General features: G+C 50.2%; 13 protein-coding genes and 1 pseudogene. 11 read left to right on the top strand and 3 right to left on the bottom strand.

The genetic code is table 11. The features are described 5' to 3' along the window. Positions 1 to 121 precede the first annotated feature (121 nt). Entirely contained in the window at positions 122 to 586 is a 465-nt protein-coding gene (locus PEL01S_RS01110) for a DinB family protein (protein ID WP_127458942.1), read from the bottom strand. A gap of 177 nt (positions 587 to 763) precedes the next feature. Here PEL01S_RS01110 and PEL01S_RS01105 point away from each other — a divergent pair, with 177 nt between their 5' ends. Both PEL01S_RS01105 and PEL01S_RS01100 read left to right on the top strand, forming a co-directional pair. Next, positions 764 to 1,675: a LysR family transcriptional regulator gene (locus tag PEL01S_RS01105; RefSeq protein ID WP_063182185.1), complete on the top strand. Its 912-nt coding sequence runs from the start codon at positions 764 to 766 to the stop codon at positions 1,673 to 1,675. A 29-nt stretch (positions 1,676 to 1,704) separates the two neighbouring features. Next, positions 1,705 to 2,328 (top strand): annotated as a pseudogene (locus tag PEL01S_RS01100) (Rpn family recombination-promoting nuclease/putative transposase); the annotation flags it as partial. Between the two features lie 389 nt (positions 2,329 to 2,717). On the opposite strand, the gene PEL01S_RS01090 reads toward PEL01S_RS01100, so the two are convergent. Beyond that, the gene (locus PEL01S_RS01090; RefSeq protein ID WP_255320053.1) at positions 2,718 to 3,572 is read right to left on the bottom strand and encodes a LysR family transcriptional regulator; all 855 of its coding nucleotides are present in this window, start codon (positions 3,570 to 3,572) and stop codon (positions 2,718 to 2,720) included. 123 nt (positions 3,573 to 3,695) lie between these two features. Between PEL01S_RS01090 and PEL01S_RS01085 the strand changes: the two genes are divergently transcribed. Continuing rightward, on the top strand, positions 3,696 to 4,286 hold the full coding sequence (locus PEL01S_RS01085; protein ID WP_127458940.1) for a DJ-1/PfpI family protein: 591 nt from the start codon (positions 3,696 to 3,698) through the stop codon (positions 4,284 to 4,286). A gap of 63 nt (positions 4,287 to 4,349) precedes the next feature. On the opposite strand, the gene PEL01S_RS01080 is transcribed toward PEL01S_RS01085, so the two are convergent. After that, positions 4,350 to 5,237: a fructose bisphosphate aldolase gene (locus PEL01S_RS01080; RefSeq protein ID WP_127458939.1), complete on the bottom strand. Its 888-nt coding sequence runs from the start codon at positions 5,235 to 5,237 to the stop codon at positions 4,350 to 4,352. Positions 5,238 to 5,427: 190 nt separating this feature from the next. On the opposite strand from PEL01S_RS01080, the gene PEL01S_RS01075 reads away from it, so the two are divergent. From PEL01S_RS01075 to PEL01S_RS01040, 8 genes are all read left to right on the top strand, one after another. Continuing rightward, the gene (locus tag PEL01S_RS01075) at positions 5,428 to 8,097 is read left to right on the top strand and encodes a winged helix-turn-helix domain-containing protein (protein ID WP_127458938.1); all 2,670 of its coding nucleotides are present in this window, start codon (positions 5,428 to 5,430) and stop codon (positions 8,095 to 8,097) included. Between the two features lie 98 nt (positions 8,098 to 8,195). Further along, positions 8,196 to 9,134 (top strand): NAD(P)-dependent alcohol dehydrogenase, encoded by a 939-nt coding sequence (locus PEL01S_RS01070; protein WP_127458937.1) that lies wholly within the window; start codon positions 8,196 to 8,198, stop codon positions 9,132 to 9,134. 17 nt (positions 9,135 to 9,151) lie between these two features. After that, positions 9,152 to 9,745 (top strand): hypothetical protein, encoded by a 594-nt coding sequence (locus PEL01S_RS01065; protein WP_127458936.1) that lies wholly within the window; start codon positions 9,152 to 9,154, stop codon positions 9,743 to 9,745. Between the two features lie 258 nt (positions 9,746 to 10,003). Next, the gene (locus PEL01S_RS01060) at positions 10,004 to 10,672 is read left to right on the top strand and encodes a FusB/FusC family EF-G-binding protein (protein ID WP_127458935.1); all 669 of its coding nucleotides are present in this window, start codon (positions 10,004 to 10,006) and stop codon (positions 10,670 to 10,672) included. Next, positions 10,662 to 12,062, top strand: coding sequence for an MDR family MFS transporter (locus tag PEL01S_RS01055; protein WP_163767894.1), 1,401 nt, complete (start codon positions 10,662 to 10,664; stop codon positions 12,060 to 12,062). The genes PEL01S_RS01060 and PEL01S_RS01055 overlap by 11 nt, the downstream gene beginning before the upstream one ends. A 191-nt stretch (positions 12,063 to 12,253) precedes the next feature. Continuing rightward, the gene (locus PEL01S_RS01050) at positions 12,254 to 12,679 is read left to right on the top strand and encodes a MarR family winged helix-turn-helix transcriptional regulator (protein WP_010491780.1); all 426 of its coding nucleotides are present in this window, start codon (positions 12,254 to 12,256) and stop codon (positions 12,677 to 12,679) included. Between the two features lie 177 nt (positions 12,680 to 12,856). After that, positions 12,857 to 14,233: an MFS transporter gene (locus PEL01S_RS01045; RefSeq protein ID WP_127458933.1), complete on the top strand. Its 1,377-nt coding sequence runs from the start codon at positions 12,857 to 12,859 to the stop codon at positions 14,231 to 14,233. 142 nt (positions 14,234 to 14,375) lie between these two features. Continuing rightward, a complete protein-coding gene (locus tag PEL01S_RS01040; RefSeq protein WP_127458932.1) occupies positions 14,376 to 14,666 on the top strand; it encodes an ArsR/SmtB family transcription factor in 291 nt (96 codons plus the stop codon). The last annotated feature ends 52 nt before the right edge of the window (positions 14,667 to 14,718 follow it).

The raw sequence follows: 14,718 nt of genomic DNA, 5'->3' as shown, positions 1-14,718 counted from the left end.
GAAGCAGGGAGAAACGTGATAAGGTACCGATGATGAAACGGCCCCGAGCTTGATGAAGCCCGAGACCGCGCAGCCGATAAGGGCTGCTTTTTTTTATGGGCAAAGATCGATCTGCCAAGCTTTATTGAATGCTTTTGAGCTGGCTTGTTATCGTGCCAAGGTGAATGGCTTCGTGAATCAGCGCGAAGTTGAATAATTCGCCGGCGGTGCTAAATTGGAACGGCCCCATCACAAACGGTGCTTCAAGCGCAGTATCCAGCATTTCAGGCGTCAGCTCCGAGAAGCGGGAAAGCTGCGCCGTTAACCCTTGGATCAGTTCATCCTTAGAGGGAGGTGTCATGGTCCAATCCGAAGGCTTGGTTCCCGAGCCAAACAGCGTCTCATAATGTTCTGGAATAGCGGACGGTGAGCCGAAGCTAAGGGTAGAGTACTTATCCATCCAATAGATCATATGACCGACATTCCAGCGGATGGTATTGTTGAAACCTGCCGGTTGAACGTCGAATTGCGCCTCCGAAATTCCTTGGACCTGCCCGATGACGACTTGACGCAGCACTTGACTTGTGTGAATAATCGATTGAGCCATGATTTAAATGCCTCCTCAAATTTAGTTGATGTGATTCGCTTTCATAATCCAAGTGTAGCTTTTCATCCATGGCGCAACAATCACGTAATTCCGATGAAAATGATCACTTTAAATAATGACCAGCCTGCACGATGTTTTGATGCTCAAACGATGATTTTACGAAGGAGTTGCGGAAGAATGGAATTCAGACAGCTTCAATACTTTGCCGCCATATGTAAGGAGATGCATTTCTCCAAAGCAGCCGAAACGCTCTGCACTACGCAGTCGAATCTCAGCCAGCAAATCAAGTTTTTGGAGAACGAGCTGGGGCTTCCTCTATTCGACCGCATCGGCAAACGAATCGCGTTAACCGAAGCAGGCCAAATCCTTTTGGAGCAAAGTCAGCTGATCTTCGAACGGGTAGATTATATTCAAAGGGCGATCTCGGATCTGAAAAAGATGGAAGGCGGCAAGCTGGATATCGGGATACTTCCCGGCGATGGGGATTTGCTGTTTGACGCTTTGCTGGTCGATTTCCATCGGTCCTACCCGAAGCTTTCGCTTACCGTGACGGAATCGACGGAGGTGTATAAGGAAGTTGTCGCAGGCACGCGGGATCTTGGCGTAACGACGGTACCTGAGAATCCCGACGAGCGTATTGTCATCGAACCGCTTTTTCACGAAGAATTTGCCTTGGCCATCCGTTCGGATCACCCTCTGGCGAAATCGAAGGCGATCCCGTTCGAACAAATCCAGCAATTGAAGCTGGTCATGTTTGGTCCCGAACACCAGATTACGAAGTTAATTCAATATCTTTGCCAGGAGAAAGGGGTAGTGCTGGACAATCCCATCGTGACCTCGACATTATCGTCGCTGCTGTTGCTGGTAGAGCAAGGGATTGGGGGCTGTATTTTGCCCCGAATGTTATTGGATTATTTGAATCGTGAGAACATCACAGCCATTAAACTGCTGCATCCTACCCCGAGTCAAGACATCTGTATCATTTATCGTAAGGACAAATTTTTGGGGCAGGCGGCCCGATTGTTTATGGAAGTCCTGCAATCTTTCATTCAAAGTGTTGAGGATCGTACCAGCCGTTCGTTAGGGTGAAGGAGTTTTGAAGCCAGTTCCGATGTATGATGCAGTTATTCAATCCTTATCATATGGAGAAGCGGACGTTGTTTTACTGGAGTAATATGTACTTCCATCAGATCAAGGAAGGCGGTAATTACAGCGAGTTGAAAAAATGTGTGACGATCAACATCCTGAATTATTCGTGCCTGCCGAATGATCGTTATCATAACGTTTTCCATCTGCGTGAAGATCACACCTTGATTCCACTGATTGACGATATCGAAGTGCATGTCATGGAATTGCCCAAGCTGGAACAGTATCCGACTCCGGTGGCAGGCGGTTTGGTAAACTGGTTGTTGTTTTTAAGAGGTGTGGAACCCGAGCAATGGGAGGTGTTGACGGTGAACGAACCGATGTTGAAAAAGGCGATGACTACGCTGGAGTTTCTTAGTCAGGACGCAGAGACACGTATGGCTTATGAAACACGGCTGAAGTTTTTGCGTGACGAAGCATCCAGAGTTGAAGGTGCAAAGGCCGAAGGCAAAGCGGAAGGCAAGGCGGAAGGCATCATTCAAGAGAAACGTCAGACAGCCCGGCGACTTCTTGCCCGTGGCTACGACGTATTGACCATTGTAGACATGACAGAACTTTCCGAGGAAGAAGTCAGAGCGTTAATGCAGGAGCACTAACATTCAAACAGATGCACTGCAATCTTAATGGAGTGCGCTCCTTAGGCTCTGTATTTCAAACGTTTCCCCTCTCCCGGCCGCCTGTGATTAACTTCCTTCAAGAAAATGTTTATACTTTATATATACTTTTTTAGGGAGGGGGAGGAAGGTTCCGAGGTCGATCTCGACGTGGAGGATGGCCACCTCGTCATTAAGCCAAAGTCGACAACATTGGAGGAGCTTCTTTTCAAGGTCACGCCGGAAAATCTTCATAAAGAGGTAACCACTGGTAGGCCGCATGGACGGGAGTCATGGTAACGAACCCGTATGTGCCGGATCGCGGCGACTTAGTATTATTTTACTAGATGTTTTGCCTTCCGAATTGTTCTTCGGAAGGCATTTTGGTTTGATCAGCTCTTAACCATCTCAATGAACTTCCGATGAGCTTTGGACAACCATTTGTTTTTATGATACATGATTTGTGCGTAAAACATGAGATTTTCACAAGCGGACTCTATCACTTTCATTTTTTTATCGCGCAGCAGCGCTTCCACACTGATGGAAGGCATCAAGCTAATCCCTAACCCGCTTACAACACACTCCTTCATCGTCTCCATGCTGTTAAATTCCAAGTAATTACACGTATCTATTCCTTTCTGAATCAGGTACTCCTCAAAAAATCGCCTTAACGCACAATTTTTCTCGCTAAAAATGATGCACTCGCCATTTGATTCTTCGATAGTCTTTATGGAATGAGTACTTTCTCCTACAAAGACTAGCGGTTCCTCCGAGTAAATTTCGGTGATGAGCTGCGGATCGCATACCTGCGGTTCTAAGGTGATCGCAATGTCTAGCTCTCCGGAGTGGAGTCTCTGGCGTAAGGCGGAACAATGATCGTTAATAAGAGAGATTGTAACCTCAGGGTAATTTTTTTTATACCTTGATAGCACAGGCCCTAACTTGTATGCGGTTAAGGTTGCTGATGCGCCAATGCGGAGCTGGCCTTTGACCGTAGAGTCATCGGAAGAAATTTGTTTTATTTTTGAATATGCGGTTAGCAATTCTACTACATAATGATACAGTTCCTGTCCAACCATGGTGAGTTTAATTTGTTTTCCTAATCGGTCAAACAAGGGAACCCCGATTTCATGCTCAATCTGCTGAATATGAGAAGTAATCGTGGCCTGTGAGTACTGAAGAGCGTGAGCTGCTTTGGTAAAGCTATTCAATTCCGCAACGGCTTTAAAGGATTGAAATTGACGAATGTCGATTTTTATCCCCCCATAGATGTGTATTCTTATCAGAAATTCTAAATATAAAGATTAGTTATTTCAATTTTACTAATGATTCATTGTATCATATGATTCTTAGAAAAGGAGATGAATCATATGAAAAAAATATGTTTACTTTTACCAAATGGTTTTGAAGCCGTGGAAGCAAGCGTGTTTACAGATGTGATCGGATGGAATAAAGACGAGGGGGATGGATCGACGCAGCTCGTTACCGTCGGGACTCGAAATGAATTAAAATGCACCTGGAATTTTACCGTCATCCCCGAAAAGGTGATTTCAGAGGTGACCGTCCATGAGTTCGATGCGCTGGCGCTGCCTGGCGGTTTTGAAGAGGCCGGATTTTATGAGGATGCCTTTCGCCCCGATGTCCTTGAATTTATACGTGAATTCGACAGGCAGGGGAAAATCATTGCCTCGATATGTGTCGGAGCTTTACCGCTTGGCAAAAGCGGCATTCTGCAAGGAAGACAGGCGACGACCTACAATCTAAATAACCGCAAGCGGCAGCTGCAACTGGAAGCCATGGGAGCCCACGTGATTCCGGACCAGCCTGTTGTAAGAGACGGAAATATCATTACTTCTTTTAACCCATCGACCGCATTCGCTGTAGCCTTCGACCTTCTTGAATCTCTTACTTCGACAGAAAATGCCAACAACGTGAAAAGGCTCATGGGATTCCTCGCATAAACTCAGATCGCACGACACAAGAAAAGACCCCGAGCTTAGAACAAGTTCGGGGTCGCGATATTTTTATTTAATGGACGCTTCGTAAATATCTTGAATGGTTCTGGACAGCAGTGCGTTGAATTCCTCGTCGGATTGCCCGGCGGTGAGGTCCTGAGATAAAGCGCGTGAGAAGCTCGCGATCAATCCGTGATTTTGCGCCAGCTTTTCGTTGGCTTCCGCTTGCGAATAACCGCCTGACAACGCCACGATCCGTACGACGTGCGGGTCCTTCATCAGATCGCTGTAGAAATTGTTTTCCGTCGGTATGGAAAGCTTAAGCATGATCTTTGCGTCTTTGTCGAGGGCGGATAATTGAGCGGAAATTTCGTCCTTCAACAGTTTTTCCGATGCTACTTTATCTGCGCTGTAAATATCCACTTCCGGCTCAATGATCGGAACGAGTCCCATCTCCACGATTTGTTTCCCGATGGCAAACTGCTGCTCAACGACTTTTTTGATTCCGGCCGGATTGGCTTCTTTAATCAGCGAGCGCATTTTCGTCCCGAAAATGTTTCGTTCCACCGCCCGTTTCAGCAGGTCGTTTAAATCAGGCATCGGTTTCATGAGCTGAACCCCATCTTCAAGCTCGGCGAGCCCTTTGTCGACTTTCAGAAAAGGCACGATCCCTTTCTTCTCCCACAGATAATCGGCCGTCAATTGGCCGTCAATGGAGCGATCCATCGTGTTCTCAAATAAGATGGCGCCCAAAATGTACCGGGAATCAAACGCAGGACTTTTAATAATGCGCGTTCTCATCTCATGAACCAAGGCATACATCTCTTCCTCGTTGGAATAGCTCGATTCTTGAACGCCGTACTGGGCCAGTGCTTTAGGGGTGCTGCCGCCGCTTTGGTCCAAGGCCGCGATAAAGCCTTTACCCGTATGGATTCGTTCCAATTGTTTTGTATTCATGAATGCTTCTCCTTCCTTATTGTGGACTGAATAATTTGAATTCTTTTATTATAGCACTTTTAGATGCAAACATACATTGATGAAGATCACCGGGATTGTAAAGGGGCGCAACAGGGAAATACAGTGAAACTGTCGAACATAAGTATGAAACGTAACCGCCGACATTGATTTCGTAGAAACGGTGATAATGATGTCTATCCCAATTGTGTCTACCAAGCTGTACATCCCTCATCCCCGGGCAAAAGCTGTCTCCCGTCCCCGCCTGATCGAGCGTCTGCATGAGGGGATGCACCGCAAATTAACCCTCATCTCCGCTTCGGCAGGATGTGGTAAAACCACGCTTGTCAGCGAATGGCTCGCGGGTTGCCCGCAACCGGCCGCATGGCTTTCATTGGAAGAGGCGGATCGCGATCCGGCACGCTTTCTGACTTACCTCTTCGCTGCTTTGCAGACGATCGGAATTCATAGTGGGGAAGGCGTTATGGGTAGGCTCCAAGCCCCCGGCACTCTGCCGGTGGAGACGATTTTGACAGCGCTGCTCAATAAAATCACCGCCATTCCGGACCATTTCATTCTCGTCCTTGACGATTACCACGTAATAGATTCCAGACCGATTGACAATGCCATCGGTTTTCTGCTGGAGCGAATGCCGGTACAGATGCATCTGGTCATCATCACCCGTGAGGACCCGGATCTGCCCTTGGCCCGTCTGCGCGTGCGGGACCAATTGACTGAAGTGCGTACCGCTGACTTGCGGTTTACATCCTCCGAAGCGGCTGAATTTCTGGGCCGGGTCATGGACCTCAGCCTTTCGCGGGAAGACGTCGCCGTGCTTGAATCTCGTACGGAAGGCTGGATCGCCGGTTTGCAATTGGCCGCGCTTTCCATGCAGGGGCATAAGGACGCCGCCAGCTTGATCCGAGCCTTTACCGGCAGCCATCATTTCGTGTTGGACTATCTGGTTGAAGAAGTGCTGCAGCAGCAATCCGCAAGCCTTCAGGCCTTTTTGCTGCGCACGTCCATCCTCGACCGGTTGTGCGGCTCGTTGTGCGATGCCGTCCTCGGTGGGGGAGCCGACGCACTTCTCTCTGGACAAGAAACCCTGGAAGATCTCGAACGCGCCAACCTGTTCATCGTTCCCTTGGACAATGAGAGGCGCTGGTACCGTTATCACCATCTCTTTGCGGATTTGCTGCGGCAGCGTTTGTACCAAACAGTCGGTTCGTCCAAAGGGGAGGAGAAGCGGGACGTGGAGGAACTGCATCTGCGTGCCAGCGAGTGGTACGAAGATCATGGCCTGGAGCTTGAAGCTTTTTACCATGCGGCAGCCGCCCATGATGTTGAGCGCGCCGTACGTCTGATCGAGGGGGAAGGGATGCCTTTACTCTTCCGCGGCGCGATAGCCCCTGTCCTGAATTGGCTGGATTCAATGCCGAAGGAGGAGCTGGAAGCGAGGCCCGTGTTGAGCGTCATGCATGCCTCTGCCTTGCTGATGGCCGGTCAACCGGCCGACGTAGAACGGAAGCTGCAAGCTGCCGAAAAAGGGCTTCGAGGTGCCGCGCAGGACGACGATAAGACCCGCCGGGATCTAATAGGGCATATCGCCGCTATACGTGCCACGCTGGCTGTCAACACGCACCAGGCCGATGCCATCATTGCCGAGTCGCAGCGAGCCTTGGAATATTTGCACCCGGACAACCTGCCTGTCCGTACAGCGACTACGTGGACGCTGGGATATGCTTACCAGCTCCAGGGGGATCGTGCCGCAGCAAGCCACGCCTATACCCAAGCTTTGTCGATCAGCCGGACGATCGGGCATTACATGATCACGATGATGGCTACACTCGGCCTGGGGAATATCCAGGAACTGGACAATCAGCTGTATATGGCTGCTGAAACGTATCGGCATGCTCTGCAATTGGCCGGCGATCCGCCTCTGCCGGTTGCGTGCGAAGCGCATCTGGGCCTGGCCCGTATTTTTTACGAATGGAACGATCTGGAGACCGCGATGCACCACGGGCAGCAAGCTGTTCAACTGACGCAGCAGTTGCAGCACACGGACAGAGTCGTTGCAGGCGAGGTGGTTCTCGCCCGATTGAAGCTTGCACGGGGAGATGTGGCCGAAGCGGCTGCTAGTTTAGCGAAGGCTGAGCATATCGCCCGCCGGCAAAATTTCGTGAAGCAGACGCCTCATATCGCTGCCGCGCAGGTGCTTGTTTTGCTTCATCAGGGCCAGGTGGGGGCTGCTGCCCATCTGGCGCAGAAGCACGAGCTTCCCGTCAGCCAGGCGCGGGTTCATCTGGCACAGGGAGAGGCGTCCGCAGCGATGGCGCTGCTGGAGCCGCTGCGAGAGCAGGCAGAGGCCAAGGAATGGGAGGATGAGCGGCTCAAAATCACGGTTCTGCAAGCCGTCGCTCTGCATGCGCAAGGTGAAAAGCACAAAGCGGCGCAACTTCTGGTTGAAGCTATGACCATAGCCCAGTCCGGCGGTTGTATTCGGACCTTTGTCGACGAAGGCATTCCGATGAGAAAGCTGCTGCGCGAAGCAGTTATTCATGAGATGATGCCGGAGTATGCGGGCAAGCTGCTGGACGATATGGAAGCGGAGCGATTGAACGATGAAAGCAAATCCGGTCCGCGCCAATTCCGGTCAGACAAGTTCCTGGTCGACCCCCTGAGTGCACGGGAGTTGGAAATTTTGCAGCTCGTCGCCCAAGGACTCTCGAATCATGAGATTAGCGAGCGGCTTTTCCTCGCGTTAAGCACGGTGAAAGGGCATAACCGGAACATCTTCGACAAGCTGCAAGTAAAACGGCGTACCGAAGCGGTGGCACGCGCCCGCGAGCTGGGGCTGCTGTAGATCAGCGTGAAGCACTGACCAGAACCATACTTAGGTAGCTATATATCCGTACCGTGTTCCAGCTATACTGAGTGCAAAATGAGGTCTGGAGGAACTCCATGAGAGCGATCGTTTGCACGAAATACGGACCTGCTGATGTTCTGGAGCTGAGAGAGGTCGAAAAACCGGCTCCCAAGGGAAATGAAGTTCTGATAAAAATTCATGCGACAACCGTCAATTCGGGAGACTGCCTAGTCCGGGGGTTCAACGGTCCTTTCTTGTATCGGATCCCGATGCGAATCATGATGGGTCTCCGAAAGCCAAGAAAACCGATACTCGGGGTCGAGTTAGCCGGAGAAATTGAAGCCGTTGGAAAAAATGTAACCCGATTCAAGGCGGGCGACCGGGTTTTTGCGTTTACGGGAATGCGTCTTGGCGCTTATGCCGAATATATATGCTTGCGTGAAGACGGATTGCTAGCCTTGAAGCCGGACAATGCGACTTATGAGGAGGCGGCTGCCGTTTCTTTTGGGGGAACTACGGCATTGCATTTTCTGAGAAAAGGAAAGATTCAGAGTGCACGGAAAGTTCTTGTCTATGGAGCTTCGGGGGCGGTAGGCACCGCGGCGGTACAGCTTGCCAGCTATTTTGGTGCCGAGGTTACCGGGGTATGCAGTACCGCCAATTTGGAACTGGTGAAATCTCTCGGAGCCGACAAGGTCATCGATTACACGAAAGAGGATTTTGTGAATAGAGGAGAGCTCTACGACATCGTCTTCGATGCGGTAGGGAAAGTTTCGAGAACGAAGTGCAAGAAAGCGTTGGCTCCGAACGGGCAATACGTCTCCGTCACAGGGCAGGGAATAGCGAAGGTCCGGACGGAAGATTTATTGCTCCTCAAAGACCTGATGGAAAAGGGAGTACTAAAGCCGGTCATAGATCGGCTCTACTCGTTCGAACAAATGGCCGACGCTCACAGGTATGTCGAAACAGGGCATAAGAAGGGGTGCGTAGCCGTCAAGGTGGAGCATGATCGTGAATTTGATGAGACCATGTAAAAGGAGAGTGACAAACGATGGCCGACAACGAACTTCTGACACGGCAGCACGAGCTGCAAATGGAAGCGAAGGCTGTAGCGAAGGAATTAAAAATCGACGAATTGCTATCTTCGGCGGGCCAGCCGGTTCGAGTCGGCAGTGCCGCTCTCGGGCTGATGGTCTGGAGAGATTTGGATATTACCGTGGTGTGCTCCAAGCTCAATATCGATGTAGTAACTCGGATCGCTTCGGAAATCATGGTCCGCCAAGGGGTGAGGGAGGTCCGGTTCCTGAATGACTCCGGCGTCTGGAATACGGATCCCGGCTATCCGGACGGGCTGTACCTTGGATTAAAGTATAAAGCGCTGAGCGGGATGGAGTGGAAACTCGATATCTGGTTTGTCGACGAACCGGATAAACAACCGGATCTTAGGCATATCGAGACCATGCCCGACCGGCTCACCCTGGAGCTGCGGGAATCGATTCTGACCATCAAAAATAGCTGGGCCACGCGAGTTGAATACGGGAAAGAAGTGAAGAGCTATGACATTTATACGGCCGTATTGGACGATAACGTGCGAACACCGCTTCAATTTCAGGAGTGGTTAAACAACAAAAACGAAATTCGGTGAACTTTCGTTATAATCGATTTTGCAATTGCGACTAAGTCCGTTTTCTTTTATAATGACGGATGAATGGAGGCGGTTGAAATGGCAAATTATTTTGCCGGAACAAGAAGCAGCTCATGCAAAGCCTAACATTAGGGCGATACTTTGCATGGGCCCGACGGTTATTTCGTTAACCTTGTCGCCCGAGAAAGCTAGGATCGTTTCTAATTGATGGGCTTTGCACCTATTTTTGTTTTCATCAAAAATAAGGGGCTGAAAGCCATGGTCAAACCATTCCCATTCATTAGAAACCATCAATATAACTTCATCAAAAAGCAGGTCGATCTGCTGGAGCGGGCCTGCCATTCCGTTACCGATCCGAAAGTGGTGGAATCGGTAAGATATAGCGTTCACTTTAATATTATGGAAGCATTCCCGGGGGCCGATGGGCTTCAAAAGCAAGTGTTGGAAAAGGCCTCCACGTTGCGTGCGGAGGGAGAATTCCGACATTATTTGCATTCGTTGGAGCCTTATTTGACGGAATTTCCGGAAGTGACGGGAAAGCAGCTTGCCAAGTTGTTCCCGAAAAACAAAAAACGGAAGCTTCCCGATTTAACCGCGATCGATTACCGCTATGTCACTTATCTTGGCTGGGTGGACATCGCGACAAATAAATTGTTCATCGTATACCGTCTGAACGGGCAGCTCGCCGGCATCGAAGGAAGATATATCCCGGCGAATAAAGGCGTATGCTTTGTGTGCAACCGGCATGCGGAAGTAGCGTTATTTACGGCGGTCATCCAATCGAAGCCGGTGAACGCTTTGCCTGATTATTACAAGGCGATCGGGAACTATTTGTGCGTGGACAGCGAAGTCTGTAACAAAAACATTACGGATGTCACCGCGCTTGACAAGTTCGTACGAGAGGTGGTGGGAACCCATGAATCGTAATTGGGTTCTCGTATCCATTCTCATCGTCATGTTCTTGAGCGCGATGGAAGCGACGATCGTCACCACGGCGATGAAATCCATCGTCGACGATTTGAAGGGCATGGAACTGATGAACATGACGTTCTCCGTTTACCTGCTCATCACGGCCGTCACCACGCCGATTTACGGCAAGCTCGCCGATCTGTATGGTCGCAAGCGCATTCTCATGATCGCCATCGCCGTTTTTTTGCTTGGCTCTGTCCTCTGCGGGGCGTCGGCAACGATGCTGCAGCTCGTCATCTTCCGGGTCGTGCAGGCGCTGGGCGCCGGGGCGATCTTTCCGATCACGATGGCCATCATCGGCGACATCTATACGCCGGAGGAACAGACCCGGCTGCAGGGGATTTTCAGCAGCGTATGGGCTCTGTCCAGCATCGTCGGCCCGTTGATCGGAGGACTGATCGTCCAATTCGCCGATTGGCGATGGATTTTCTTCCTCAACCTGCCGCTTGGTCTGGCGTCGCTGCTGCTGCTATCGTTCGCATTCAGGGAGACGTTCCGGCCAGTGGGCAGATCCATCGATTGGATCGGAGCGGTCTCGTTTCTGACGAGTATTTCGTCGATGCTCATCGTGCTGCTGTTCGGGGGAGAGAGCGACTTCCTTTCGCCGGTCAATCTACTGTTCGCAGCTATGTTCGTGCTGTTTGGCATCTTTTTTGTGGCGGTTGAGCGGCGTGTATCCGAGCCTTTCATGCCGCTGGAGCTGTTACGGAACAGGGCTATCCTGATTCCGAACCTGTTCAGCTTTCTGGCGTACGCTTTTCCTATCGCGACGACGGTCTATTTCCCGCTTTGGCTGCAATCGCTCAAGCATCAGTCGCCGATCGTATCGGGCTTCGCGGTCGCCATCGCGACGGTCGGATGGCCGCTCGGCGCGACAGCCGCAGGCAAGCTCATGCGACGGCTTCCGCCCAAGCGGGTCGCCATACTCGGAGCAGGTCTGCTCATGTTCAGCGGGGTCATGCTGGCAGTGATCACGACGGCAACACCGGTACCGGTGTTCTTCGTCATCATGCTTTTGGCGGGTTTCGGCCTCGGTGTGAGCCGAACTGTGCTCATGATTCTGATGCAGAACGCGGTCGAGAATCGCCAGCGCGGCATCGCCATGTCGACGAGCGCGCTTATGAATACGCTTGGTCAGACGGTGTTTATCGCGATTTTCGGCGTCGTGTTCAATGCATTCGCATCCTCTGGCGAAGCCGCGGATCTGGCGCACGGCATTCACGTCGTCTTCACCTGCGTCTCCGCCGTTATGCTGCTGGCTTTTCTGGTCGCGCTGGGGGTTCCGGGCATTTCCAATCGAGAGCTGTTCGGCGACGGAAAAGACGCTGCGGCGCAAAAGAAGGTGTAAGCAGATAGAAATAGGCAGTTTCAGGGGCAATCCCTGAGCTGCCTTTCTTGCTTTTAGGTATATCGCGGGTAGAGAGGCTCGCCGGAAGCGTCGGAGGAAAAAGTAACCATTTTCCCGATTGACATCGCTGGGGTTGGAAAATATAATGGTCATAGCAACTATAATCATGTCGACTATGATGGAGGCTGTCATTGGAACTAGAAAAATATATCGGCGTTATCGTACATCGCGCGGATTTGAAGCTTAACAATTATTATCAAAAGGTCGTTAACCCTTTCGATATTACCGTGGATCAATGGGAGATATTGGTCATTCTCTGGGAGAAGGAGGGGATCACCCAAAAAGAGCTTGCGGAAAGGCTGTATAAAGATCAGACGAACATTGCCCGGATGCTGTTCAAGCTGGAAAAGAAGGGCTTCGTTCATCGTGTAACCCACGAGACGGACCGCAGATCGCTGCGGGTATATTTAACGCCGAAAGGCAGAGAAATCAAAGGGGACATCCTCGCTCCGTCGATCGAGGCTTACAAGAAAACGGTGGAAGGTTTGTCCGAGGAAGAAGTCGAGACCTTTAGAAGAATACTTGCCGTTATGTACAATAACGTGAAGGATTTGTAGAGATTTGCCCGTTTTCCTATTTTGCGTTTTTTTAATCATATAATTGCTATAGCAACTATAGATAAGACTATTATTTGATTTCTTTTATGCAGCTTAGGTGTTAACAGATACAATTTTTTTATATCTTATACTTGCTAAAGCAACTAATGTTATAGCAAGTAGATTGGGGATGAGAGAATGGAAACAGGTGAGAGTAAGGCAACTATTTTTGACTCGCGTTATCGGGCGCTGACGATCGGTATCATTTTGGCTGTGACTACCGTAGCGTTCGAGGGTTTGGCGATTACGACCATCGCGCCGGATTTGGCGCAGCATTTGAATGGCATTTCGTTCTACGGCTGGATCTTCAGCGCATTTCTGTTGACGCAAATATTGGGCACGATGGTCATCGGGCAGCAAATCGGCAAAATCGGCGTGTATCGCTCTTTTTCTTTGTCTATCGTTATTTTTGTAGCCGGTATTTTGGTTGCCGCCATCTCCGTGAATATGCCGATGTTAATCGCGGGGAGAGCGTTTCAAGGTTTCGGCGCAGGCGCTATCGTCACATGCGTGTACTACAGCATTACTTTAAGCTATCCCGATGCGCTCCGGACGAAAATTTTGGCCGCATTTTCCAGCGCCTATATTTTGCCTGCGTTGATCGGTCCGTATATTGCCGGGCTGCTGGCCGAATATGTCTCGTGGAGATTCGTATTTTGGCTTGTATTGCCCTTGATTGCATTAGCCGTATTGCTGACGCTTCCTTCCTTTCGCAAGCTTCAGACAGCTAACACTCCGGTTCAGAAAAGCGGCCGCAAGGAAGGATACGCTGTATTGCTGACGGTAGGCACGGGGCTGCTGTTGAGCGGGTTGGGCTTTGTTTCCGATTGGAAGGGCATTGTGCTTGCGCTTATCGGGTTGATCGTCATGGTCCGGCCTCTGCAGAAGTTGCTCCCTGCGGGAACGTTCACCGTCAAAAAAGGGCTGCCAGCCACCATTGTTTCCAGAGGGCTGTATGTTGCGTGCTATGTTGCTACCGAGAGCTATGTCGTCTTGGCTCTGACGGAGGTCAAAGGCTTGCCCGCAGACCTTGCCGGGCTGATCGTCGCCGCAGGTGCATTAAGCTGGTCCACCGCAGCTTGGCTGCAATCCAAACTGGACGAAAAGGATAACGGCCGCGGCAGAAAAAAACGGGTTACAGCCGGTATCGGCTTGATGATCGTCGGCGTATCGCTTGTCATTACGGCGGTAGGGCTGGAGAGCGGGGGAATTGGCTTTGCGGTCATCTCGCAAATTTTTACCGGCTTTGGCATTGGGTTGGCCAATCCGACGACAGGAGCCGTTGCGCTGCAGCATGCCCGCTCGGGCGAGGAAGGCGAGATTTCCGCGTATCTTCAATTCGTCGACGCTTTTTGCCCGGGAGTGAGCATCGGAATCGGCGGCGCTTTAATCGCTATAATCGAGCATTTTGGCCAAGGCATCTTTATGGGGATCATGCTGGCCTTATTGACTCAGCTGCTCTTCATCGTCCTGAGCTTTCTCATATCTTTCCGTATTGCCAAGAGAGCGGATTAACTTTCTATGAACAGCTTTTTTGTCCTTTCGGGGCGACGTTTTTGGCGGAGACAAACTAAAAACATCTCCCTTATAAATCGGAGAATATGGTGGTATTTTGCTAAAGCCTTGATTTGTAGCGATATCGTAGTACAATGGTTTTATGACTACTCAAATAATGTTTAATGATGAGCAAAGGGTCAAAATATTTAAGGCATTAGCTGATGAAACAAGACTGGATATCATTCGAACGCTGTACACCAACAAGAAGGAGATGAATTGCGGAGAAGTAATGGACATTCGCGATACTTCGAAATCGAATACTTCGTATCATTTGCGTACATTAAGGGAAGCGAAATTGATCAAGGTACGAAAAGAAGCTCAAACGAAGTATATGAGTATCGATATAGAGACTTTTCAAACTTACTTGCCCGGATTTCTGGATACGTTGTAGAAAGAAATCTATTTTTTTGTTCATTAGTTCAATAGTTATTTAACTACAAAAC

This window comes from Paenibacillus elgii NBRC 100335 (genome assembly GCF_004000865.1).
In the GTDB taxonomy this organism is placed as follows: domain Bacteria; phylum Bacillota; class Bacilli; order Paenibacillales; family NBRC-103111; genus Paenibacillus_G; species Paenibacillus_G elgii.
The sequence above is the reverse complement of the archived record's forward strand: the minus strand, read 5'-3'. Positions and strand labels throughout refer to the sequence as shown.

Excerpts from the sequence above, each read along its gene's own strand:
- PEL01S_RS01105 (WP_063182185.1), top strand. The coding sequence starts at position 764 with ATGGAATTCAGACAGCTTCAATACTTTGCCGCCATATGTAAGGAGATG.
- PEL01S_RS01080 (WP_127458939.1), bottom strand. The coding sequence starts at position 5,237 with ATGAATACAAAACAATTGGAACGAATCCATACGGGTAAAGGCTTTATC.
- PEL01S_RS01085 (WP_127458940.1), top strand. The coding sequence starts at position 3,696 with ATGAAAAAAATATGTTTACTTTTACCAAATGGTTTTGAAGCCGTGGAA.
- PEL01S_RS01065 (WP_127458936.1), top strand. The coding sequence starts at position 9,152 with ATGGCCGACAACGAACTTCTGACACGGCAGCACGAGCTGCAAATGGAA.
- PEL01S_RS01045 (WP_127458933.1), top strand. The coding sequence starts at position 12,857 with ATGGAAACAGGTGAGAGTAAGGCAACTATTTTTGACTCGCGTTATCGG.
- PEL01S_RS01040 (WP_127458932.1), top strand. The coding sequence starts at position 14,376 with ATGACTACTCAAATAATGTTTAATGATGAGCAAAGGGTCAAAATATTT.
- PEL01S_RS01075 (WP_127458938.1), top strand. The coding sequence starts at position 5,428 with ATGTCTATCCCAATTGTGTCTACCAAGCTGTACATCCCTCATCCCCGG.
- PEL01S_RS01060 (WP_127458935.1), top strand. The coding sequence starts at position 10,004 with ATGGTCAAACCATTCCCATTCATTAGAAACCATCAATATAACTTCATC.
- PEL01S_RS01110 (WP_127458942.1), bottom strand. The coding sequence starts at position 586 with ATGGCTCAATCGATTATTCACACAAGTCAAGTGCTGCGTCAAGTCGTC.
- PEL01S_RS01070 (WP_127458937.1), top strand. The coding sequence starts at position 8,196 with ATGAGAGCGATCGTTTGCACGAAATACGGACCTGCTGATGTTCTGGAG.
- PEL01S_RS01055 (WP_163767894.1), top strand. The coding sequence starts at position 10,662 with ATGAATCGTAATTGGGTTCTCGTATCCATTCTCATCGTCATGTTCTTG.